Below are 23,313 nucleotides of genomic sequence, written 5' to 3' on the forward strand. Positions count from 1 at the left end.
TTGCAATCCAGTGGTGCCCTGCATAGACACATAGATTTTTCCGCTTGCGTTTTCTCGCCATACCGTGGCGTCGAAGCCCGAGGTAACAGCGTCATCATTTTCGATATGAGTCACTACCGTGAAGTTATCGCCTAAGTATTTGGCGAGGGTAGGAGTCATTCGATCTTTAAATCCAACAAGATTTTCAAGACTACTCCCAGTTAATCCATTAATGTTATTTGAATTCAGCGCATACGTTGCATCAGCCAGCAATGCATCAGTAAAAATATTTGATATTTTTGACATGTTTTTCAGTTAACCAAAGTAATATTGTTTTTTGAAAAAATGGAATCTCGATCCAAGTAATCAACGGGACAACCACCTGGGAAAAAAATGGGATGGCGTGAACCCATGTTCAGCGGCGAATACCGCATCAGCCATCCACCAAAAGCGAAATAAGCTTTATGTTGAATCACAATTTCATTGCTATCAACGTCTCTATAAAACCAGTCTTCCACGGTGCCCGGCATAATCATTCCATACAACGGCCGTTTTATTCCGACGTCAAGTCTCACTCGTTTACCTTGCGCTTTTGATACATTTGCGCTCTCAATGCCATTCGCCCTGCACAGCGCTTCAAATTGGTACTTTCCAATGACCTCATCCACTAACGGAGAAGCTAGTAGAAGAAATAATATTACAATCCTTACTGCGCTTCGCAAAGACGGGTTAGGCACTAGGTTGCCTAGATGCTTTGCTAGCCATATACAGCCGCAAAGAAACATCCCAAAAATCACTAAAAATATCAAACCGCTCATGCCATGTTACTCCAGTTAATTATTTGCATTGACCTGCCCCCGGGCTTTGCCGGTCAGGGCCAAGTCGCCATCAATCAGAAAGTCCGTGACTTGTTGGGTGCCCCGCATGGAAACATAAATCTTGCCGCTGGGGTTCGGAGTGCCCTCTTCATTGTTCGCTCGCCAGACGGTCGCATCAAAACTGCTCAGGCCGGATTCGATTTGGGTGACTACGCTGAAGTTTTTGCTGATGCTCTCGGCAAGAGCCGGGGTCATTCGATCTCTGAGCGCGCCATTTAAGTTGATATTCGGATTTAGCCCACCCACATATGAAGCATCAGCCAATACCGCATTCATATATGCATTATTAATTTTTTGCATATTAGATCTCTCTTTTATTTTTGGTAATTTACTGATTAGGTTTTTTTACTTCAATAAAACCAATGGATTCAATAAAATTCTTATCAAAAACTCCATTAGGATGGCATTCCCCTTTGAAAGTAAGGGGTTCATGACCTGAGTCAAATCCGGGAAACAGTCGTCCGCCTTCAGCGTGAAACTGATCGAAACTGACGACAACTTTTCCTGTAGCTACATCTAGAAAACGAAATTCCAATTTCCTGACGCTAACAAATGTCCCTCCTACCTGCATTGAAGGTGTGACTACTTCATAAACTTGCTGTCCTCGTGGAAATCCGCTATTTACATGCACCACATTCGCTTTGCACAATCGCGCAAATTGCCATCCACCCACGATCTCATCGATCAAAGGCAACGGCATCAAAAAAGCAAAAATTAACCATTTGACCCACACACGCCATGGGCGGTCTGGCAACCATCTGGCGATTTTTTCAACAATCCATTTGAGAATAAATAACCACAGCACCACCAACGTAATAAATATCAAAGCACTCATACCACGACCCTCCAGTTAGTATTATTTTCCGCCAGCACAACATGCTGGAACATCTCGCACGCAATGCGCTGGCGTTCCTTCACGGGCTGGTTCGCGGCGGCGCTGCCGGGCGCGGCTTCGAGCGCGTATTCGTTCGCGCATCCGCCCGGGGCCAGCAGCAGGCACAGCAGGCTAGTGCGCAGCGGATTCATTGGTTGTCGAGAGCTCTGGTTCTTCTTGTCCATGGTTTTTTCCTTCCTTGGTTCTTGAATCGAATCGTTCTTACGCTCTAGTACTTATTGCCTTGAATGCTAATTTTCATATCACTAAGATGCCTATCGGCATTTCACGATTGCGTTCCCACCGAGATGGCCTGATCCCACAACACCGCCTGGGTCGCCGAAGCCGTTGCCGCAGTCCCCATCGCCGATGGCGCAAAGCCCGCCATGGCCTGCAGCAATTGCTGTGCGCTGCCTTCCAGTGCCAGCGCGAGGGGCTGCTCCAATGCGCTGCTCATGGAGGGTGACCACTCCAGCGGCTTGGTCGTTCCTGCACCATCCGTCACATCCGCCAGCAGCGCCGGCTTGGTGGACTCGAAGATCGCCAGCGCTTCGCTGTCGGTCGTATAGGGACGGGTGCTTTCCATGCTTGCTTCGCCCGCCGACCACTCCAGCGGCTTGGTGCGCTCTGAGAGCATTGCGTCCTGTGCTGCGTCTACCCCCAACTCGTAGGCGTAGGGGCGCATGCTCTCCACGCTGACGATGGTCTGCGAAGCCACCTCGGAGGCAACCCGTTCGCCCAGCACGCCGTTCTGGCCACGCGAGTGCAACGCCTCCAGGTTCCATTGCACGGTGTCTGCCGCAGTGGCCGTCGCCTGTGCAATGGAGGCATGCGTCAGCCGCGCTTCCTGCACGGCGGCCGAGAGCGCGGGTGCGGCAGCGGTGCCGCCAGCAGGAAGCACCACCGCGCTGGCGAGCTCAGCCGCAAGGGTGGACTCGACATAGTTTTCCTTCCAGGGCGTTGCTCCCTGGGTGCCCTGGAAGCGCCACGAGACGGCGGGGGCGTTCTGGTTGTTGTTGGTCATCAGGATTCCTTTCGTTTTTCAATGGATCTGTCAAACCCACGCCCATCGCCTCACAGCCGCGGCTGTGCGATGGCTCGCAGGAGGTGTTTCGTGGTACGGATACGCTGTGCTGCCTGTGCCACGTTGGAAGATGGCAACCGATGGCAGTCCCGTGCGTCCGTTGTGCCGTCAGCGTTCCCTCAAGCTCTCGCTGCCCGCCCGCTGGATGGGGCTGAGCAGGTATTCGATGACCCGCCGCTGCCCGGTCTTGATCTCCGCCGTCAGGTTCATCCCCGGCGCCAGCCGGATGGGCTTGCCGTCAACGTCGATATGGCTCTGGTTCAAGGTAATGAGCGCCGGGAAGATCGCGCCACGCTTTTCATCGGTGACGGCGTCCTGTGTCACCTTGTCCACCGTGGCCTTCACGGTGCCGTAGCGGGTGAACGGGAAAGTCTCCAGCTTGATGGCGACCTCCTGCCCAGGCGCCACGAAACCGATGTCCTTGTTCTCCAACGTCACCTCGGCGCTCACGCCGGCGCTGTCGGGCACGATCACCATCAGCGCCTGGGCCTGGGTCACCACACCGCCCTCGGTGTGGGCGGCGAGTTGCTGCACGGTGCCGGCAACGGGGGCCGTGAGCGTGGCAAGCCGCTCGCGCTGGGTGGCCTTGGCCAGCTCCTGGCCCGATTGCTGGCGCTTCAAGTCCGCCTGCGCCTGGCGATCGCTCAAAGCGCGGCGGGTTTCGGCCAGGTAAGCGCTGCGGGTTTGCTCGGCCTCGCGCAGCGCGGCCTGGGCCTCTTCCAGCCGGGCCTGCTGGGTGGCCAGGTCCCGCTCCAGTTCGATGCGCTCGCGCGTGCGGTCCTGGTTGGCGTGGCCCGACATGAAGCCCTGGTCCGCCAGGGCCTTGAAGTCCTGCTCGCGCTGGCGCGCGATGGGCACGGTGGCCTCCAGCTTGCCGATCATGGCCCGCACGGTGGCCATCTCCGCCTGGCGGCGCTGGCGCTCGGCGGCCAGCTTGGCCAGCCGCGCGGTGATGTCGCTCCACTCGGCCGCCAGGTAGGCATTGGCCTCAGCGGTTTCTTCCCGGCTCCATTCGGCTGGAAGGTCCTTTGCGGTCAAACGGGCCACCACCGCACTACCAGCAAGGTTTTTTTGCTCCTGATTCGATAGCATCTGCTGCAGTGCCCGGCTGCGCACCCATTCCGAATCTGCGGACCGCCGCGCTTCGTGGAAGCTGGCCTTGTCGGCCCGCGCGGCGGTGGGGTCCAACTCCAGCAAGGGCTGGCCGGCCTGCACGTGGTCGCCGTCCTTGACCAGGATGCGGCGGATGACGCTGTTCTCCAGCGGCTGCACGAGCTTGGTCCGGTCGCTCACGATGACCCGCCCGGGCGCCACGGCCACGATGTCGATCTTGCCGAAGATGGCCCACAGCAACGCGATCACGAACAGTGCCATCAGCACGAAGGCGATGCGCCGGGGCGCCGGGTGGACCGGCGTTTCCTGCAGGCTCAACGCGGCAGGCAAAAAGGCCTGCTCGTCCGCCAGGCGCGAAGGGCCTGCCAGTTCGGCCCGGTGCGCCCAGGCCGCACGAAAGACGGCGCGGTAGCGGCCCAGCAGTTCGATGACGGGGTGTCGCTGCGTTTGGGGTTTGGCGACGTGGGCACTTGCGGGGGCATTCGCAGGGGTATCCGAAGGCACGGCGGCGCTGGCGATCACGGTGTCCGTCATGCGATCGCCCCTTCGGCAGCGGGAGCGGCCTTGCTGCCATCCTGCATGCGCCACAGGTGGGCATACAGGCCTTGCTGGCGCTGGATGAGCGCATCGTGCGGCCCGGCCTCGACGATCTTGCCCTTGTCCATGACGATGATGCGGTTCGCGTGCCGCACGGCGCTCAAGCGGTGGGCGATGATGAGCACGGTGCGCCCTTGGCAGATGTGCGCCATGTTGCGCTGGATGATGGCCTCGCTCTCGTAGTCGAGCGCGCTGGTGGCTTCGTCCAGGATGAGGATGCGGGGGTTGGTGAACAGGGCCCGCGCGATGGCGATGCGCTGGCGCTGGCCGCCCGACAGGCTGCCGCCCTGCTCTCCCACCAGGGTGTCGTAGCCTTCGGGCAGCTCGCTGATGAAGTCGTGCGCGCCGGCCAGGCGGGCGGCGTGCACCACGGCTTCGATGGGCGCAGCGGGGTCGGCGATGGCTATGTTCTCGCGCACGCTGCGGTTGAACAGCAGGTTCTCTTGCAGCACCACGCCCACCTGGCGGCGCAGTTGGGCGGCATCGATGAGGCTGATGTCGATGCCATCGACCAGGATGCGGCCCTGCTCCGGCACGTACAGTCGCTGCACTAATTTTGTGAGGGTGCTCTTGCCGGAGCCCGAACGGCCCACGATGCCGATGACCTCCCCAGGCCGCACGTCCAGGCTCACACCGCCCAGCACGGGCGAGGCTTCGGGCCGGTAGCGAAAGTGCACGCCGTCCAGGGTGATGCGGCCCTGGATGGGGGGCAGCTGCGCGGCGCTGGAGGGCGGTACTTCGGTGCGGGTGTTGAGGATGTCGCCCAGGCGCGCCATGGAGATGCCGGTCTGCTGGAAGTCGGTCCACAGCTGGGCCATGCGCATGATGGGCTGGGCCACGCGCTGCGCGAACATGTTGAAGGCGACGAACTGGCCCACGGTGAGCTGGTTGTCCATGACGAGGTGGGCCCCGTACCAGAGGGTGGCGGCGTTCACCAATTTGCCGATCAGGTTGACGGCCTCGTGCGCCCAGGCGGCGACGTTCTGCGTCTTGAAGCTGGCGCTGACGTAGGCGGCCAGCTGGTTGTCCCAGCGGCGGGCGAACGAAGGCTCCAGCGCGCTGGCCTTGACGGTCTGGATGCCGGTGACGGTTTCCACCAGCATGGCCTGGTTCTCCGCGCCGCGCGCGAACTTGTGGTCCAGCCGGCGACGCAGCACGGGCACGATGGCCAGGCTCAGGCCGAAATACAGCGGCAGGCTGACCAGCACGATCAACGTGAGGGGCACGCTGTAGAACAGCATCACGGCGATGAAGATGACGGAAAACAGCACGTCCAGCACCACGGTGAGGGCGTTGCCGGTCAGGAAGCTGCGGATGTTCTCCAGCTCCCGCACGCGGGCCACCGAATCACCCACGCGGCGCGCCTGGAAGTACGACAGCGGCAGTTGCATGAGGTGGCGAAACAGCCGCGCGCCCAGTTCCACGTCGATGCGGTTGGTGGTGTGGCTGAAGACGTAGCCGCGCAGGCCGTTCAGCAGGCTCTCGAACACCACCACCACGACCAGGCCGATGACCAGCACGTCCAGTGTGGTCACGCCATGGTGGACGAGCACCTTGTCCATCACCACCTGGAAGAACAAGGGGCTGATCAGCGCGAAGAGCTGCAGCATGAAAGAAATCAGCAGCACCTCGCCCAGCAGCTTGCGGTGCTTGACGAGGCTGGGAATGAACCACGAGAAGTCGAACTTGGCCAGCTCGCCCGCCAGGCTGGCGCGGCTGGTGATGAGCAGCAACTCGCCGGTCCACCGCGCGGCGAAGTCTTCCAGGGATTCGATGGTGGGGCGGTTGCCGCCGGGGCCGGCGGAAGGGTCTTGCAGCAGCACACGCTGGCCGTTGCATTGCGCCAGGACGATGGCCCGCACCTCGCCGGCCGCGTTGCGCACCATGGCCAGGGCCGGCAAGGGGCTGAGGGCCAGCCGGTCAGTGGTGGTGACACTGATCTTGGCTTTCAGGCCGATGTGCTTGGCCGCGCGGACCAGATCCTGCAGCGTGGGTACCTCGCTGGGTTGCAAGCCCATTTGATGTGCGAGGGTGCCCGGATCGGCTGCCACATGGTGCATTCGGGCAACGAGGCAAAGGGCGGCGATGCCGCCATGTCCTCCCCTGTCGGTGATGGGATCCGCCGATCGGCGCTCCTCGGTTGATCCACCGGCCATTACCGACACATTAATCGCCACCATCACACACTTCCTGCCTATCGAAAGGCGAGGATGCTATACGACAAAATCTTGCAATGTTTATGTAGGACTAGCACCTATTCTCTTATTTTCCAAAAATAGTCACGCAAACAACAAATTACGCAATCGCATTGACTTTCCATCAATTTCGTTGCACCGCATCCACTTTCAAAAGCCCTGTTGGGCACGTATATTGCGTTACCCCGGCATCGATTCCTCGCATAGAAAGACGCTCCATGACCTCTCGCCGCCTCTTCACCGGCCGCCTGTTCTGCACCTCCCTGGCCATCTCCGCCACCCTGGGCCTGGCGCCCACGCTGGCCTTCGCGCAGGCCAAGCTGAAGGTGGCGGCGATCTACACGGTGCCCTATGAACAGCAATGGGTGAGCCGCATCCACAAGGCGCTCAAAGCGGCGGAAACGCGCGGCGAGATCGAATACAAGAGCAGCGAGAACGTGGCCAATGCCGATTACGAGCGCGTGATGCGCGAGTACGCCACGGGGGGCAACCAGCTGATCTTCGGCGAAGTGTTCGGCGTGGAGGCGGCCGCGCGCAAGGTGGCCAAGGACTTTCCCAAGACGGCCTTCGTGATGGGCTCCTCGGGCAAGCCGCAGGCGCCCAATTTCAGCGTGTTCGACAACTACATCCAGGAGCCGGCCTACCTGTCCGGCATGGTGGCGGGCGGCATGACCCGCACGAACAAGATCGGCATGGTGGGCGGCTTTCCGATTCCGGAGGTCAACCGCCTGATGCACGCCTTCATGGCCGGTGCGAAGGAGGTGAACCCGAAGGCCGAGTTCACCATCACCTTCATCAACAGCTGGTTCGACCCGCCGAAGGCCAAGGAGGCGACCTTCGCCATGATCGACAAGGGCGCCGACGTGCTCTATGCCGAGCGCTTCGGCGTGTCCGATGCCGCCAAGGAAAAGGGCAAGCTGGCCATCGGCAACGTGATCAACACGCAGGCCCAGTACCCGGACACGGTGGTGGCCTCGGCGCTGTGGCACATGGAGCCCAGCGTGGACCGCGCGATTGCGCTGGTCAAGGAAGGCAAGTTCGCCGCCGAGGACTACGGCCCCTATTCGATGATGAAGCACAAGGGCTCCGAACTCGCGCCGCTGGGCACGTTCGAAAAGAAGGTGCCGGCCGAGGTCGTGGCCAAGGTGAAGGCCAGGGAGGCCGACATTCTCGGGGGCAAGTTCACCGTGAAGGTGGACGACAGCCAGCCCAAGTCCACGGCAAAGTGATGCGCGCGCGCTGCGCCGGGCGGAGCACACCGCGTGGGTGAGCCCGCCGCCCGCCCGCCGTCCGCCGAGGCCGCGCCGCCCGTGCTGCGCCTTCGCGGCATCACGAAGCGGTTCGGCCCGCTGGTCGCCAACGACGGCATCGACCTGACCCTCGCCCGGGGCGAGGTGCTGGCGCTGCTGGGCGAGAACGGCGCGGGCAAGTCCACGCTGATGTCGATTCTGTTCGGGCACTACCGGGCCGATGCGGGGCACATCGAGGTCTTCGGCCAGCCGCTGCCGCCGGGCCAGCCCCGGGCGTCGCTCGCGGCCGGCATCGGCATGGTGCACCAGCACTTCACGCTGGCCGACAACCTGAGCGTGCTGGACAACGTGATGCTGGGCAGCGAGCCGCTGTGGCAGCCGTTCTCGCGCCGGGCCGCGGCCCGCGCGCGGCTGCTGGACGTCTCGGCCCGGTTCGGCCTGCCGGTGGCGCCCGATGCCCGCGTGGGCAGCCTTTCGGTGGGCGAGCGGCAGCGCGTGGAAATCCTGAAAGCGCTGTACCGCGGCGCCCGCATCCTGATCCTGGACGAGCCCACCGCGGTGCTCACGCCGCAGGAGAGCGAGGCGCTGTTCCACACCCTGGCCCAGATGGTGGCGCAGGGCCTGTCGATCGTGTTCATCAGCCACAAGCTGGGCGAGGTGCTGCGCGTGTCGCACCGCATCGCCGTGCTGCGGCAGGGCCGACTCGTGGCCGAGGCACCCGCGCGGGGCACCACGCAGGGCCAGCTCGCGCAGTGGATGGTGGGCCACGCGGTGGAGGTGGCGGCGCGCAGCCCGGCCCACGCGGTGGGTGCGCCGGTGTGCACCCTGGACGACGTGCGGACGCAGGCGTCGGCGCGGTCGGCGCACGACGCTCTGCGGGGCGTGAGCCTCACGCTGCATGCGGGCGAGATCGTGGCCATCGCGGGCGTGTCGGGCAATGGCCAGGTGGCGCTGGCCGATGTGCTGTGCGGCGTGCGCGCCCCCACGGGCGGCACCGCCACGCTGCTGGGCGCCCCGCTAGCCGCCCGGCCCACCCGTCTGGTGGCGCAAGGCGTGGCCCGCATTCCTGAAGACCGCCATGCCGTGGGCGTGGTGGGCGATCTGCCGGTGTGGGAGAACGCGGTGTCCGAGCGCCTGTCCAGCCGCTGGTTCTCGCGCAGCGCGTTCGCCGGCTTCTGGATACGGCGCGGCGTGGCGCGCCAGCATGCCCGGCGCGTGGTCGAGACGTTCGACGTGCGCGGCGGCGGGCTGGACGCGCCGGCGCGGTCGCTGTCGGGCGGCAACATGCAAAAACTCATCCTGGGCCGGGCCCTGCTGCCGCCGGGCGACGGAACGCAGCCGGCCCCCCGCCTGATCGTGGCGCACCAGCCCACCTGGGGCCTGGACATCGGCGCGGTCACGTTCGTGCAGCGGCAGCTGGTGGCGGCGCGCGATGCCGGCGCGGCCGTGCTGCTGATCTCCGACGACCTGGACGAGGTGCTGGCGCTGGGCGACCGCGTGGCGGTGATGCACGCCGGGCACCTGAGCGAGGCGCGCCCCGCCGAGGGCTGGACGCGCGAGGCCATCGGCCTGGCCATGGCCGGGGCAGACCCCGGCGGAGCCCGCGGCAGCGCCGACGCCGCACCGGCCACCGTGGCGCCCGCGCCTGAAAGCGACACCCCATGAGACTGGAAAAACGCGAGCGCACTTCGGCGCTGGCCTATGTGGCGGCCCCGATCGGCGCGGTGGCCTTCACCCTGCTGGTGAGCGCCCTGCTGGTGCTGTGGGCCGGCGCCCCCGTGGGGCGCACCTACGCGCTGCTGGCGCAGGGTGCGTTCGGCTCGGTGTTCGCGCTGACCGAGTCCTTGACGCGCGCCACGCCGCTCATCCTGACGGGGCTGTCCGCGGCCGTGGCGTTCCGCGCGCGGCTCTTCAACATCGGCGCGGAGGGCCAGCTGTATGCCGGCGCGATCGTGGCGGTGGCGGTGGGCGGCATGCACGGCGGCACCGGCCTGCAGTGGCCGGTGCCGGTGCTGTTCCCGCTCATGATGCTGGCCGCCGCGCTGGCCGGGGCCGCCCTGCTGCTGGGGCCGGCGCTGATGAAGGCGCGGCTCGGGGTCGACGAGGTGGTGACCACGCTGCTGCTGAACTTCGTGATGCTGCTGCTGGTGTCCGCCCTGCTCGACGGTCCCATGAAAGACCCCCTCGCCCTCGGCTGGCCGCAAAGCGTGGCGCTGCAAGGCGAGCTGGAACTGTCGCGCCTGGTGCCGCAGACGCGGCTGCACACCGGCCTGCTGTGGGCCGTGGGGCTGGCCGTGCTGCTGTGGGCGCTGCTCACGCGCACGGTGCCGGGTTTCGAGATCCGCGCGGCGGGGGCCAATGCCCGCGCGGCGGCGTTCGCCGGCGTGCCCATCACGCGCACGGTGGTGCTGGTGGCCCTGCTCTCGGGCGGCCTGGCAGGGCTGGCAGGCGCCATCGAGGTGGCGGGCCGCACCAGCTACGTGACGCTGGACATGTCGCCAGGCTATGGCTACAGCGGCATCGTGATCGCCATGCTGGCGGGCCTGCACCCGCTGGGCGTGGTGGCCGCGGGCGTCTTCGTGGCGGGGGTGCTGGTGGGGGCGGACAGCATGAGCCGCGCGGTGGGTGTTCCCACCTACATCGCCGACGTGATCGTGGCGGCCTCGCTGATCGCGGTGCTGGTGGCGGGGCTGCTCGCGCAGTACCGGGTGCGCTGGAAGTGATGCGGGAGCATGCCATGACCGGTTTCAAGCCGAATCGCCCCCATGCCCTATTCATAATTGCCCTTGATGCTACCAAATCAATAGCAAATGCATGGAAGGGCTGGGCAGTATGACCGAGCTGATGGACATCCTGGCCAACCCGGCGTTCTGGATCGCCACGCTGCGGGTGGCCACGCCGCTCGTCCTGGGCACGCTGGGCGTGCTGCTGTGCGAGCGCGCAGGCGTTTTGAACCTGGGCATCGAGGGGATCATGGTCGCGGGCGCCTTCACAGGCTGGCTCACGGTGCATGCCGGCCATGGCCTTTGGACCGGCGTGCTGGTGGCCGCGCTCACCGGGGCGGCCTTCGGGCTGCTGCATGCCTGGCTGACCGTGGGGCTCGCGCTGTCGCAGCACGTGTCGGGGCTGGGCATCACGCTGCTGGCCACCTCGCTCAGCTACTACGGCTACCGCGTGGGCTTTCCGAAGGTGACCACGCCGCCCACGGTCGAGCCGTTCGCGCCCATGGCCTGGTTGGGCATTCCCATCCTGTCGGCCCAGACGCCGCTCACGCTGCTGGCCCTGCTGCTGGTGCCGCTGCTGGCCTGGGTGCTGCTGCGCACCCCGCTCGGGCTGGCGGTGCGCATGGTGGGCGAGAACCCCCAGGCGGCCGAGGGCCAGGGCATTCCGGTGGCGGCCACGCGCACCGCTTCGGTGGTGGCGGGCTCGGCCCTGATGGGCGTGGCGGGGGCGTTTCTCACGCTGTCGGCGTTCAATGCGTTCTTCTTCAACATGGTGAACGGGCGCGGATGGATCTGCGTGGCGCTGGTGGTGTTCGCTTCGTGGCGGCCCGGCAAGGCGCTGCTGGGCGCGCTGCTGTTCGCCTTTTTCGATGCGCTGCAGCTGCGGCTGCAACAGGCGGGCGAAGCGTGGCTGCCGTACCAGGTGTACCTGATGCTGCCCTACCTGCTGTCGATCCTGGCGCTGGTGCTGGTGGCCCGCAAGGCGGCGTATCCGCAGGCGCTGATGAAGCCCTACCGCAAGGGCGAGCGGTAGCGAACCTCGGGCGACCGGACCCCTCTCCTCTCCCATAACATCGGCGCATGCCGACACCCCAGCCCCCGGACACCTTCGTCCCCATCGCCCCGGAGTCCCTGGCCACGCCGCGGCTGCGCCTTCGGCCATGGACCGCCGCCGACCGCGCGCCCTTCGCCGCGATGAATGCCGACCCGGCGGTGATGGCGCACTTTTCCGCGCCGCTGGCCCGCGACGCCAGCGATGCCATGGCCGACCGGATCGAGGCGCTGATCGCGCAGCGCGGCTGGGGTTTCTGGGCCGCGGATTGCCTGCAGGGCGACAGCGGCCCGCGCTTCATGGGCTTCGTAGGCCTGCACACGCCCTCGGCCGAACTGCCGTTCGCGCCGTGCGTGGAGATAGGCTGGCGGCTCGCCCGGCCCTTCTGGGGCCAGGGCCTGGCCAGCGAGGCGGCGCGCCTGGCGCTGCGGGCAGGCTTCGAAGACTTGGGCCTGTCGGAGATCGTGTCATTCACCACCCTGGGCAACCAGCGCTCGCGCGCGGTGATGCAGCGCCTGGGCATGCGCGAAAGCCCCACCGAAGCGTTCGACCACCCGGCCGTGCCGGTGGGCCAGCCGGTGCGGCCGCATTGCCTGTACCGGCTCGCCCGCACCGACTGGCACGCCGGCACGCATGGCGGCTGAAGGGCCCCGGTCTCCCATGGAACGCCCCCTGCTGCCCGCCTGCCCCACCGCGGTGTGGCTGCCGCCCACGGTGCTGGAACGCTGGCAGCACCAGGGCACCGAAGCCGGCGTGACCTGCGTGCTGCCCGACGGGTGCCGCGACCTCATCGTGCAGATCGACGCCCACGGTGCCGTGCACTGGATGGTGTCGCATTTGCCGCAGCAGGCCTACGGCGTGCCCGCCCGCGCCGGCGAGGACTGGCTGGGCTTTCGGCTGCATCCCGGCGTGGGGGTGGATGCCGACGCGCTGCTGCAGTCGGTGCAGGCCATCGACCTGACCCGCGATCCGGCCGAGACCGCCGCCCGCGTGCACGCGGCACTGGCCGACTTCACGCGGTGCGACGCGCGCGTGCAGGAGGCACTGGCCGCCCTGGCGCAGGCCCCGACCGTGGGGGACGCCGCGCGGGCGCTGGGCGTGTCGGAACGCACGCTGGAGCGGCTGATGCGCACCGCGACCGGCGAGCCCCCACGCTACTGGCGCGCCCTCGCGCGGGTGCGTCGAGCGGCCCAGGCCCTGGCGGGCGATGGTGGCCCGCCCCTGGCCGCCATCGCGGCGGACCATGGCTACGCCGACCAGGCGCACTTCGGCCGCGAATGCCGGCACTGGCTGGGACAGACGCCCGCCCGGCTGCGGGCATCGAAGGACCTGCTGGCCTCCGTGCAGTCCAGCGGCTACGGCTGAACGCTGCCTTGCCATCGGCCACATCGAACCAGCCGCGTTGAACGGCGCGGCGCCGCCCAAGCGCCGCTCACCCCGTCAGTTGCCCGCGCCCATCGGCGCGCACAGCTCCACCAGAAAGCCGTTGCAGTCGTGCACATAGGCCACCGTCTGGCCCCAGGGCATGGACTCGGCAGCCTGCACCAGGGTGGCGCCGGCCTGGATCGCGCGGTCCACGGCCGCGGTGACCTCGGTGGTGGTGAAGGCGATCTCGCATTGCGGCGCACCGGCCACCGCCCGCTGCGGGTTCTTGCCCAGCTGGGCCATCAGCTGGAGCGACGAGAACGCCAGCGCGGTGGCGCCGGTCTCCATCTCGCCGAAATCGCCCGCCTCGTGCACGAAGCGGCGCGAAAGACCGAACGCGGCCTCGTAGAAAGCGACGGTGCCGGGCACGTCTTCGACATAAAGAATGGTGTAGCCGAACTGCATGGGGTCTCCTTCAGCAAAAGACAGGGTGGATCGAACGTGCCCGCAGCATAGGCGGCCTTTTCCGTGCGGTCTGGAAGAAATCCGACATGGGCCGTCATACCGGCTGGCGCACCCGGCCCGGCCATCAGGCTGCGCAACGACATCCCCCGCGGCCTACACTGGCAGGCCCGGTGGCGCCGCGGGCAAGCCTTTTGCATGCCGGCCTGCACCGCGCTCCCGCCAGCCCCCCTCTCACCCTTGTCCGGCCCCACAAACCATGCTCGACCTGCTCATCCACAACGCCACCCTGCCCGATGGCCGCACGAACGTTTCCGTGGCCGTGCAGGACGGGCGCATTGCCGAAGTGACCGAGGGCCTGCAGGCCCCGGCGCACGAGACCGTTGATGCGGGCGGCCTGCTGCTGAGCCCGCCGTTCGTCGATGCGCACTTCCACATGGATTCGACCTTGAGCTACGGCCAGCCCCGCGTGAACGAGAGCGGCACGCTGCTGGAGGGCATCGCGCTGTGGGGCGAACTGAAGCCCCAGCTCACGCACGAGGCCATCGTGGAGCGGGCGATGCACTACTGCGACTGGGCCGTGGCGCGCGGCCTGCTGGCCATCCGCTCGCACGTGGACACCAGCGACCCACGGCTGCTGCCCGTGCACGCGCTGCTGGACGTGAAGCGCCGCGTGGCGCCCTACCTGGACCTGCAGCTGGTCGCCTTCCCGCAGGACGGCGTGCTGCGCGCCGCGGGCGGCCTGGACAACCTCCAGCGCGCGCTGGACCTGGGCGTGGACGTGGTGGGCGGCATTCCCCATTTCGAACGCACCATGGCGCAGGGAGCGGAAAGCGTGCGCATCCTGTGCGAGCTGGCCGCCGATCGGGGCAAGCGGGTGGACATGCACTGCGACGAGACCGACGACCCGCTCTCGCGCCACGTCGAAACGCTGGCTTTCGAAACCCAGCGCCTGGGCCTGCACGGCCGGGTGACGGGCTCGCACCTCACCTCCATGCACAGCATGGACAACTACTACGTGAGCAAGCTCATCCCCCTGATGGCCGAGGCGCAGCTGGGGGTGGTGGCCAACCCGCTCATCAACATCACCCTCCAGGGCCGCCACGACACCTACCCCAAGCGCCGCGGCATGACCCGTGTGGCCGAGTTGATGGCCGCGGGCCTGACGGTGGCCTTCGGCCACGATTGCGTGATGGACCCGTGGTACGGGGGCGGCAGCGGCGACATGCTGGAGGCCGCCCACATGGGCCTGCACGTGGGGCAGATGACCGGCCAGCAAGCCATGCGCCAGTGCTTCGAGGCAGTGACCACGAACCCGGCCCGGCTGCTGGGCCTGGAGGGCTATGGCCTGCAGCCCGGCTGCCATGCCGACTTCGTGCTGCTGCATGCGCGCGATCCGGCCGAGGCGATCCGGCTGCGCGCCACGCGCCTGGGGGTGTGGCGGCGAGGCCGGCGGGTGGCGGGCAGCCCGGCGCCCGTGGCGGCACTGCATCTGCCCGGCCGGCCCGGCCACGCGGACTTCCTGCGCGGCTGACCGGCCCACGGGCTGCGCCGCCGCAGCCCGGTTTCCCGCTGGCCCTGTCGCCTTATTGCATTATTCAGCGGCGGCGGGCGCCGCAGGCGGTGCGCACGGGGCGTCGGCCGAGACCGGATAGCCCACGATGTCCGTCAGCGCTGGATACCCGCTGATGGCGTGCGACGCGAGCCGGCCGCCCATGGTCGCGCCCTCGGCGCTGCCCACGTTCAGCCCGGTGTAGATCCAGTCGCCCGCCAGCACGAGGTTGCTGAAGCCCGACTCCCACGCCTTGAGCCGCGCGGCGGTACTGCCCGGCGGGCTGATCACGTAGCGCTCGGACGGGTCGATGTTGGCGCGCCAGAACTGCTGGTCGAAGCGCTGCACGCCCAGCCCGGTGTTGGCCGGGTCGTGGTCCTGCAGCAGGCTGAAATCCATGCCCGTCGGGTCGCCCGGCGGCGAGACCACGTTGGTCGTGGATTTCGGCAGCAGCGGCCCCATGCACACCTGCAGGTACTGAATGCACTGGGCCTTCACCCGGGCGTGGGCCCGTGCGGGGTAGCCGGTGTCGGTCAGGGGCGGCGGCGGCTCGTAGTCGGCCATGGCGCCCGAGAAGTACCACAGCGATTTGGGCATCTGGCTGGCCGGCCACGACTCCCACTGCAGCAGGTGGGTGAAATCCACCTGCCCATCCAGCGGGTTCATGTAGGTGGCGCCGATCACCGTATCGGTGGGGTTCTTGAGGGGAATGTCCCAGCCCAGATCGGTGGTGCTGCGGTTCAGCCAGACCTGCATGGTCTGCGTCTGCACGGTGGGCACCTTCTCGACCATCGCGCGCCATTCGGGACGCGCGGCCAGCAGCTCCTTGCACAGGTAGGGCACGGCGCCCACCGCGATGGCCAGCACCACCTGATCGAAGTCTTCGCCGGCCTTCAGGGTCTTCTGGCCCACATTCTTCCAGGGCGTCCAGTACGACTCCAGGTCGATGTCCTGCTCGCGCAGCGCATCGCCTTCCACCAACTGGTCGTAGCAGGGCCCGGACGGCCACGCTGGCAGGCCTTCGATCGGCACGAGCGGTTCGTAGGGCGCATCCGGCTTCACCAGGGTGGCCTGCACGCCCATCTGCACGGCAGCCACCGACTGGCCGTCGGCCGACAGCGCGAGGTTTTCGACCTTGTGGAAGAACTCGAACTGCACGCCGCGCTGGCGCAGCACCAGGTACAGCGGCGCGATCACCGTCTCGCCCGTGCCCGCCGCGAACAGCCAGGCGAATGCACCCATGTACGCATAGCTGCGCAGCGACCAATGCAGGTAGGCGCCTGCCGCCATGGTGGCGGTGCGCGCCGTATCGCCCTGCGGGTACTGGTAGGACAGGTTGACCGTGTTGAGCGCGAGCGGGGACGACACCGTCATCACCGAAGCGCCGTGGCGCGCCAGCCAGTCGCTGAAATTCTCGTTGTCGATCACATCGAAGCCGCGCTCGATGATGCGGTCGGCCAGCACGCCGCGCACGATGGCCATCAGGTATTCGAGCAGGATGTACAGGCGCCGCAGGTCGTCGTTCTCGTCGATCAGGCCTTTGAGCCGCGCGTGCAGCCAGTCCCACACCTCATCGAGCGCGGGGTGGCTGGTGCCCAGCTCGGCGTTCTCGTCGAGGATCGCGGTCTGCAGACGCTCCAGGATGTCCTGGCCGGCGCGCAGCTCCAGCTTGTGGATCTCGCTCAGGCCGGGCGTGGCCTCGGGGTCGATCAGGCCCTGCGTGGTCTCGATCAGCCCGCCGATCCACTGGCGGATGGTCTGCAGCGACGAGGCATCGTCCGGGGTCAGCGAATTGGTCGGCACGGTCATGGGCCAGCGCTTGAAGCCGCCGTTCTCGAACTCCCACATCAGCACGAAGCTCTCGGGAATGAAGGCCTGCTCGAACGTGGCCAGCTTGGCGTCCGCCGGGCGGCCCAGGGCCTTGTAGCAGTCGGCCATGATCGGCAGCGCGTTGTAGTAGCTGCCCAGGAACCCGTGGATGCCGTGCTCCTCGATGCGGTTGTTGGGCCCCCGCTTGGTGGCGCACTTGCCGCCGAGCCGCCAGCCCATCTGGTACACCGTGATGGCGTATTTCTCCTGCCAGCCGGGTTGGCTGGTCAGTTCGTAGGCCGCCGTCAGGGCGGCCAGGCCGCCCCCCAGGATGGCGATTTTCTGGGGTGCATTCGCTTCAGACATACCGTTTCCCTCTCTCTTTTGGATTGCCGATGGTTGGGTTTCTCGTGGACGACCGGATGGATGCGCGCCTCACTCGCTCCAGCCCGCCTGGCGCAGGCAGTCTGTGTAATGGTTGAGATGCTCGTCATGCACGAAGGGATGGCCGGCCTTCAACGCCTGCAGGGAGTACGGGCCGAACTTCTGGGCTTGCCGCAGGGTCTGCTGCCCGTCCTCCGGGCGGCCGGACGCGACCTGGCACGCGGCCAGCAGGTAGTGGTTGAAGAACCAGTCCGGGCGCTTGGACAGCGCCTGCAGGGCGAAGCCCAGCGCGGCCTGGTAATCGCCCTCGATGAAGCTCGCCAGCGCCCGCGTGCGGATCCACAGGCTCAGGTGCGGATCGAGCGGACTGGCCTCGCAGGCCTGCAATGCGTAGCTCGCGGCCTCCTGCGTGCGCCCGCAAAACGCCAGCAGGCGCCCCAGTTCGCCCGCCGCCGCGGCGAACTGCGGATAGATCGACAGGGCGTGCTCCTGCTCGGAAATCGCCTGCGGGAAATTGCGCGAGAACGAAAGCACCGTGCCCAGCGTGAAATGGGCGAAGGCGTCGGTGTCGTCGTGACTCACCGCCTGCAGGGCATGGCGGTTGGCTTCGGCGATGTCCATGCGGGCGGATTCGGACCAGCCGGCCCACACCCGTGACATTAGGATGAATGCCAGCAGGGCCAGGGTCGGGGGATCGTCGGGCTTGGTGTCCAGCGCCTTTTGCGCGAAGTACTCCGCCTTCTCCATGTGGTCGCGCGTGGAGCGCCAGAAATGCCAGCGCGCGCGCATCAGCAGCTCCCAATGCTCGCGGTCGCGGGGCGTGGTCTGGCTGCTGACCCATTCCTCGCGCCGCAGGTACACCGGCTCGATGGCGCTCACGATGGCGGCCGATATCTCGTCCTGCACCTGAAAGAGGTCGTCCACCGGCCGGTCGAAGCTTTGCGCCCAGATGGTTTCATTGCGCGGCCCGTCGATCAGCTCCGCGGTCACGCGCAGCCGGTTGCCGTTGAACCGGATCAGGCCTGACACGAGGTAGCGCACCCCCAGCTCCTGGCTGATGGTGCCGTTGGGCGGCAGCGGATGCCGGTAGCTCACCGAGGAGCTGCGGGCGATCACGTACAGCCACCGCGAGCGGGACAGGCGGTTGATGATGTCCTCGGCCATGCCGTCGGCCAGGTAGCCGTCTTCGGCCAGACCACCCGCCACACCGAACGGCAGCACCGCCACCGAGCGGGAGGCGCTGGACACAACGGCGGCCGGCAGCGGCTCGGGCACCTGGGTGCCAATGGCCACCGGCGCGACGCGCGCGACGAACCGGTAGCCCTGCCCCGGGATGGTCATGATCAAGTCGGAGCCCAGCAGCTTGCGCAGCGAGGAGACATGCACCTGCAGGTTGTTTTCCTCCACCACCATGCCCGGCCAGACGAGGTTGAACAGCTCCGATTTGGTCACCAGCGCGCCGGCTTTGTGGACCAGGGCGCACAGCACGTCGAAAGCGCGGGCTCCCAGCAGGACAGGCTTACCGTGGGCCAGCAACTGGCGCTCGTGGACCCTCAGCGTGAAGTGGGAAAACGTGAATTCAGTGGTCATGGCCCGCAAGTTCTTGTCGCCTCTAACAACCCAGCCTCCCCGGCGGGTCTCTCACTCTACACCAAGATTGTTTCAGAACGCTTCAGGTTTTCCAAGGCCGCTTTAAGGGCAATAAAAGGGGGCGAAGAACAAAATCCGCCCACTCATGAATCGCAACCGAGGGGGATTTTTAAGCGGCGTCAAAAACGCCATTAAAAAAATAATCGAGGGGCGTCATGAGAAAGCAACCGGCCACGCAATCTTGCTGAAGCCGGTATTTTGTTCAGAGAAAACAAACCCTCTAGGAAACATAATGTCCGACTGTAATTGCAACCAAAACGGCGCCCAAGACGACTCGACCCATGTGCCGAACTTCACGGCCGTGGGTTTCGCCGAGGGCAGCAGCCACGCACCTGCACTGCTCAGCAACGCTGCCGCCGGTCCCAACCTGGAAGGCGTGGAAGCCCTGAAGCTGTCCGTCTGCGTGGGCGCCAGCTACAACCCGGCCACCAACCAGATCTGCTTCTCGGTGCCAATCTACGGCAACCTGTGCATTACCTCTCCGATCCGCATTCCCGTCGGTGGCCAACTGAAGGCCTGCGCCCAGACTTGCGGTTCTTTCATCCCCACGGGTCTGAAGGTCACCATTTACCTCAACGGCAATCCCATTTTCAGCGGCACGGTGGTGGGCCGCTGCTGATTTGCCACCAAGGGAGGGGCCGAATCAAAAATCAAACCAATTCGGCCATTTTTCATTGCGCAGGAGAAAAACCATGGCTTCATGCAGCCCTTTCAATGTGAGCTTCACGGGCAGCGCCCAGGACCTGTTCGTCAAGATCGCCGCCCTCATTCACCAGAATGGCGGCGTCATCTCGGGCGGTCCCGCGGGTGGCAGCTTTTCGGTGGGCACGCCATTGGGTACGGTGGCTGGCACGTTTTCGGTGAACGGCCAGACCTGCACCGTGACGATCACCCAGCGGCCGTTCTTCCTGCCCTGCAGCACCATCCAGTCGTTCGTGCAATCGCACATTCCGACCGTGGTGCAGTCCAACATCCTGGACTTCTGAAGCGTCTCCTGGCGCATTGAAAAAGCCGCCCCGGCCTCTCACGGCCGGGGCGGCTTTCTTTTTCGGAAGGCAGGTGTGCCGGAGGCGCTCAGCCCGCCAGCGCCACGAACACGTTCTGCACGTCGTCGTTGCCGTCAATGGCGGCCAGGAACGATTCAACCTCTTCCAGTTGCTCCGCGCTGAGATTGGCCGGGTTCACCGGGTTCTTGGGCCGGTAGCCCAGCTTGGCCGACAGCACCGTGAACCCCTGCGCCGGCAGCGCGCGGCACACCAGGTCCAGGTCGGTGGGATCGGTCCAGAAGGTGGTGTTGCCCTCTTCCTCGCCGGGCTCGAAATCCTGGGCGCCCGCCTCGATGGCGGCCATTTCGGGGTCCGCATCGGCAGACGCCGGCTCGGCCTCGATGATGCCCACATGGTGGAAGTCCCAGGCCACGGAGCCGGACGTGCCCAGTTGGCCCTTGCGAAAGAGCACCCGCATTTCCGGCGCCGTGCGGTTCACGTTGTCGGTGAGGCACTCCACCATCACCGCCACCTGGTGCGGGGCGAAGCCTTCATAGATCACGCGCTCGTAATTGACCGCATCGCCGGACAGGCCCGCACCCTTCTTGATGGCGCGCTCCAGGGTGTCCTTGGGCATCGACACCTTGCGGGCCTGCTCCACCACCAGGCGCAGCCGCGCATTGCCCGCCGGATCGGCGCCGCCGCGCGCCGCGACCATGATTTCCTTGACCAGCTTGCCGAACAGCTTGCCTTTGGCATCCGCGACCTGTGCCTTGCCCTTTGCTTTCCACTGCGCGCCCATCGTGACGATTCCTTGGTTTGCGGCGCTCCAGGCGTCCCGCGTCGTTGATTGATCGATTGGTTGGATGGGCCGGGCGACGGCATGGGGCGAATGCCCCCCGCGCCCGCAAGCGCTGCACGGGCGCCCGACCCGGAGGGCATCGGTTATACACCCGCGACCCGGTGCCGCCACGGTTGCCGCCGCCCTTGAGGCGAAAAAGAGCCCACGCCGGGGTTTTGATTGCCCTGGTAGCTCTCAAATCAATAGCACCGAACGGCGCGGTGGCTCACCGCCCCTTTTTGTCCACCGAACCACCCGGCCTGGAAGCCGACCGCAGGGCGGCCTCCCACGCCCGGCCGGCCCACTCCACCGCTTCGGCCGGGCCTTCGTACATCTCCGCCGGCGCCTGCCGGTACGACAGCGCCACCGGGCGGCCATGGCGCTCGTAGACGAAAGGCTGCAGGCCACGGGCGTCGAACACCGGCGCGGTGAGCGCGTCGGCCTTGAGGTACAGCGCATCGCTCACCACCAGCGCCAGCATGCGGCCTTCGTGAAAAACGCCCCAGCCGCCGAACATGCGCCGCAACAGGACGGAGCCCCAAGGCGCGAAGACACCGGGGAGTTCCTGGGCGAAGGCACTCACGGGAGCGGAAGGCGGCTTTTTCATCGGAGAGGCGTGCAGCGGTCAGGGACGAGGAAATACGCCCATTGTGCGGGGCTCGGCGGTGTTCCACATCGACCCGCAAACTGTTCCGCAACGGAACACCCGTTGCGTCACGGCGCGCAACCACGTTCCATACAGCTTTGAACGAATCGAAGAAAAATCGGCCACCGCCGCTTTCCCCGTTTGGCTTTCTTGCTATCCATTTTGATGAATTACCTGCCCTGACCCGGCTGGCACGTGCATTGCGCCAACAAAGAGGCCCGCGCCGCCCCCGGTGGCGTGGAACACCCCAACCGACCACAGGAGACATGCACCATGAACATGGCAGAAATCGCCAGCCTCGGCATCGCCAACCCTTACAAGAAGCAGTACGGCAACTACATCGGCGGGCAATGGGTGCCGCCCGTCGACGGACAGTATTTCGAAAACACTTCGCCGATCAACGGCCAGGTGTTCACCTCCATCCCCCGCTCCAACGACAAGGACATCAACGCCGCGCTGGATGCTGCCCACAAGGCCAAGACCGCCTGGGGCAAGACCTCCACCACCGACCGGGCGAACGCCCTGCTGAAGATCGCCGACCGCATGGAAGCCAACCTGCTCACCATCGCGGTGGCCGAGACGCTGGACAACGGCAAGCCGCTGCGCGAGACCATGGCCGCCGACATTCCCCTGGCCATCGACCACTTCCGCTACTTCGCGGGCTGCATCCGCGCGCAGGAAGGCGGCATCAGCGAGATCGACCATGAAACCATGGCCTACCACTTCCACGAGCCGCTGGGCGTGGTGGGGCAGATCATTCCGTGGAACTTCCCGATCCTCATGGCGGTATGGAAGCTCGCACCGGCCCTGGCCGCCGGCAACTGCGTGGTGCTCAAGCCCGCCGAGCAGACGCCCGCCTCCATCCTCGTGCTGCTGGAACTGGTGGGCGACCTGCTGCCGCCCGGCGTGGTCAACGTGGTGAATGGGTTTGGCCTCGAAGCCGGCAAACCGCTGGCCAGCAGCCCGCGCATCGCAAAAATAGCCTTCACGGGCGAGACCACCACGGGCCGGCTCATCATGCAGTACGCCAGCCAGAACATCATCCCCGTGACGCTGGAGCTGGGCGGCAAGAGCCCCAACGTGTTCTTCGAAGACGTGATGGCGGCCGACGACGGCTTCTTCGACAAGGCGCTGGAAGGCTTTGCGATGTTCGCGCTCAACCAGGGCGAGGTCTGCACCTGTCCCAGCCGTGCGCTGGTGCAGGAATCGATCTACGACAGGTTCATGGAACGCGCCTTGAAGCGCGTGGCGGCCATCAAGCAGGGACACCCGCTGGACAAGGCCACCATGATCGGCGCGCAGGCCTCGCAGGAGCAGCTCGAAAAGATCCTCTCGTACCTGGACCTGGGCAAGCAGGAAGGCGCGCAGTGCCTGATCGGCGGCGAGCGCAACCACCTGGACGGCGACCTGGCCGGCGGCTACTACGTCAAGCCCACGGTGTTCAAGGGCCACAACAAGATGCGCATCTTCCAGGAGGAGATCTTTGGCCCCGTGCTGTCGGTGACCACCTTCAAGACCGAGGAAGAGGCGCTGGAGATCGCTAACGACACGCTCTACGGCCTGGGCGCCGGCGTGTGGAGCCGCGACGGCGCACGTGCCTTCCGCATGGGCAAGGGCATCCAGGCCGGCCGCGTGTGGACCAACTGCTACCACCAGTACCCCGCGCACGCCGCCTTCGGCGGCTACAAGCAGTCGGGCATAGGCCGCGAGAACCACAAGATGATGCTGGACCACTACCAGCAGACCAAGAACCTGCTGGTGAGCTACTCGCAGGCGCCGCTGGGCTTCTTCTGATCGCTTGATCTGCATCAGCCCAGCCACCGGGTGTCGGGCCTACCGTGAAGGCCCGACACCCCGTTGAACCCGCTGCACAT

At 65.8% G+C, this 23,313-nt stretch carries 22 protein-coding genes; 10 read left to right on the plus strand and 12 right to left on the minus strand.

The features are described from left to right. Nucleotides 1–290: 290 nt before the first annotated feature. The 7 genes from AVMA1855_RS08995 to AVMA1855_RS09025 all read right to left on the minus strand — a co-directional run bounded on the left by AVMA1855_RS08995 (nt 291) and on the right by AVMA1855_RS09025 (nt 6,681). On the minus strand, nt 291–797 hold the full coding sequence (locus AVMA1855_RS08995; protein ID WP_284425448.1) for a hypothetical protein: 507 nt from the start codon (nt 795–797) through the stop codon (nt 291–293). 15 nt (nt 798–812) lie between these two features. Then, entirely contained in the window at nt 813–1,157 is a 345-nt protein-coding gene (locus tag AVMA1855_RS09000) for a hypothetical protein (RefSeq protein WP_284425449.1), read from the minus strand. A gap of 28 nt (nt 1,158–1,185) precedes the next feature. Beyond that, complete coding sequence (locus AVMA1855_RS09005) at nt 1,186–1,692, minus strand: hypothetical protein (protein WP_284425450.1); 507 nt, start codon at nt 1,690–1,692, stop codon at nt 1,186–1,188. Continuing rightward, entirely contained in the window at nt 1,689–1,916 is a 228-nt protein-coding gene (locus AVMA1855_RS09010; protein ID WP_284425451.1) for a hypothetical protein, read from the minus strand. Before AVMA1855_RS09010 ends, AVMA1855_RS09005 begins: the two co-directional genes overlap by 4 nt. A 101-nt stretch (nt 1,917–2,017) precedes the next feature. Beyond that, nucleotides 2,018–2,755 carry a hypothetical protein gene (locus AVMA1855_RS09015; RefSeq protein ID WP_284425452.1) on the minus strand — a complete coding sequence of 246 codons (738 nt, stop codon included), beginning with the start codon at nt 2,753–2,755 and terminating at the stop codon, nt 2,018–2,020. Nucleotides 2,756–2,923: 168 nt separating this feature from the next. After that, nucleotides 2,924–4,462, minus strand: a complete 1,539-nt coding sequence (locus AVMA1855_RS09020) for an HlyD family type I secretion periplasmic adaptor subunit (protein ID WP_284425453.1) — start codon at nt 4,460–4,462, stop codon at nt 2,924–2,926. Beyond that, entirely contained in the window at nt 4,459–6,681 is a 2,223-nt protein-coding gene (locus AVMA1855_RS09025; protein ID WP_284425570.1) for a type I secretion system permease/ATPase, read from the minus strand. The genes AVMA1855_RS09020 and AVMA1855_RS09025 overlap by 4 nt, the downstream gene beginning before the upstream one ends. Before the next feature lie 257 nt (nt 6,682–6,938). On the opposite strand from AVMA1855_RS09025, the gene AVMA1855_RS09030 reads away from it, so the two are divergent. The 6 genes from AVMA1855_RS09030 to AVMA1855_RS09055 all read left to right on the plus strand — a co-directional run bounded on the left by AVMA1855_RS09030 (nt 6,939) and on the right by AVMA1855_RS09055 (nt 13,109). Next, nucleotides 6,939–7,949, plus strand: a complete 1,011-nt coding sequence (locus AVMA1855_RS09030; protein ID WP_284425454.1) for a BMP family protein — start codon at nt 6,939–6,941, stop codon at nt 7,947–7,949. 33 nt (nt 7,950–7,982) lie between these two features. Next, complete coding sequence (locus tag AVMA1855_RS09035; RefSeq protein WP_284425455.1) at nt 7,983–9,635, plus strand: ABC transporter ATP-binding protein; 1,653 nt, start codon at nt 7,983–7,985, stop codon at nt 9,633–9,635. After that, nucleotides 9,632–10,693, plus strand: coding sequence for an ABC transporter permease (locus tag AVMA1855_RS09040; protein WP_284425456.1), 1,062 nt, complete (start codon nt 9,632–9,634; stop codon nt 10,691–10,693). The genes AVMA1855_RS09035 and AVMA1855_RS09040 overlap by 4 nt, the downstream gene beginning before the upstream one ends. Before the next feature lie 109 nt (nt 10,694–10,802). Beyond that, on the plus strand, nt 10,803–11,726 hold the full coding sequence (locus AVMA1855_RS09045) for an ABC transporter permease (RefSeq protein ID WP_284425457.1): 924 nt from the start codon (nt 10,803–10,805) through the stop codon (nt 11,724–11,726). A 47-nt stretch (nt 11,727–11,773) separates the two neighbouring features. Further along, entirely contained in the window at nt 11,774–12,388 is a 615-nt protein-coding gene (locus AVMA1855_RS09050; protein WP_284425458.1) for a GNAT family N-acetyltransferase, read from the plus strand. A 16-nt stretch (nt 12,389–12,404) separates the two neighbouring features. After that, nucleotides 12,405–13,109: an AraC family transcriptional regulator gene (locus AVMA1855_RS09055; RefSeq protein ID WP_284425459.1), complete on the plus strand. Its 705-nt coding sequence runs from the start codon at nt 12,405–12,407 to the stop codon at nt 13,107–13,109. Between the two features lie 75 nt (nt 13,110–13,184). On the opposite strand, the gene AVMA1855_RS09060 is transcribed toward AVMA1855_RS09055, so the two are convergent. Then, a complete protein-coding gene (locus AVMA1855_RS09060) occupies nt 13,185–13,574 on the minus strand; it encodes a VOC family protein (protein WP_284425460.1) in 390 nt (129 codons plus the stop codon). A gap of 256 nt (nt 13,575–13,830) precedes the next feature. Here AVMA1855_RS09060 and AVMA1855_RS09065 point away from each other — a divergent pair, with 256 nt between their 5' ends. Beyond that, nucleotides 13,831–15,105 carry an amidohydrolase family protein gene (locus AVMA1855_RS09065; RefSeq protein ID WP_284425461.1) on the plus strand — a complete coding sequence of 425 codons (1,275 nt, stop codon included), beginning with the start codon at nt 13,831–13,833 and terminating at the stop codon, nt 15,103–15,105. 60 nt (nt 15,106–15,165) lie between these two features. Here AVMA1855_RS09065 and AVMA1855_RS09070 read toward each other — a convergent pair whose 3' ends face one another. After that, the gene (locus tag AVMA1855_RS09070) at nt 15,166–17,298 is read right to left on the minus strand and encodes an NAD(P)-binding protein (RefSeq protein ID WP_284425462.1); all 2,133 of its coding nucleotides are present in this window, start codon (nt 17,296–17,298) and stop codon (nt 15,166–15,168) included. A 69-nt stretch (nt 17,299–17,367) separates the two neighbouring features. Next, on the minus strand, nt 17,368–18,906 hold the full coding sequence (locus AVMA1855_RS09075) for a winged helix-turn-helix domain-containing protein (protein WP_284412316.1): 1,539 nt from the start codon (nt 18,904–18,906) through the stop codon (nt 17,368–17,370). A gap of 145 nt (nt 18,907–19,051) precedes the next feature. Between AVMA1855_RS09075 and AVMA1855_RS09080 the strand changes: the two genes are divergently transcribed. Both AVMA1855_RS09080 and AVMA1855_RS09085 read left to right on the plus strand, forming a co-directional pair. Beyond that, on the plus strand, nt 19,052–19,585 hold the full coding sequence (locus tag AVMA1855_RS09080) for a hypothetical protein (RefSeq protein WP_284425463.1): 534 nt from the start codon (nt 19,052–19,054) through the stop codon (nt 19,583–19,585). Nucleotides 19,586–19,658: 73 nt separating this feature from the next. After that, complete coding sequence (locus AVMA1855_RS09085; protein ID WP_272563793.1) at nt 19,659–19,952, plus strand: hypothetical protein; 294 nt, start codon at nt 19,659–19,661, stop codon at nt 19,950–19,952. A gap of 88 nt (nt 19,953–20,040) precedes the next feature. On the opposite strand, the gene AVMA1855_RS09090 is transcribed toward AVMA1855_RS09085, so the two are convergent. After that, entirely contained in the window at nt 20,041–20,754 is a 714-nt protein-coding gene (locus tag AVMA1855_RS09090; RefSeq protein WP_272563794.1) for a YebC/PmpR family DNA-binding transcriptional regulator, read from the minus strand. A 265-nt stretch (nt 20,755–21,019) separates the two neighbouring features. Beyond that, a complete protein-coding gene (locus AVMA1855_RS09095) occupies nt 21,020–21,400 on the minus strand; it encodes a TfoX/Sxy family protein (protein WP_284425464.1) in 381 nt (126 codons plus the stop codon). A gap of 312 nt (nt 21,401–21,712) precedes the next feature. Here AVMA1855_RS09095 and adh point away from each other — a divergent pair, with 312 nt between their 5' ends. Next, on the plus strand, nt 21,713–23,233 hold the full coding sequence (gene adh, locus AVMA1855_RS09100; protein ID WP_284425465.1) for an aldehyde dehydrogenase: 1,521 nt from the start codon (nt 21,713–21,715) through the stop codon (nt 23,231–23,233). Nucleotides 23,234–23,313: the final 80 nt, after the last annotated feature.

It is taken from the genome of Acidovorax sp. SUPP1855 (genome assembly GCF_030158955.1).
Taxonomy (GTDB): domain Bacteria; phylum Pseudomonadota; class Gammaproteobacteria; order Burkholderiales; family Burkholderiaceae_C; genus Paracidovorax.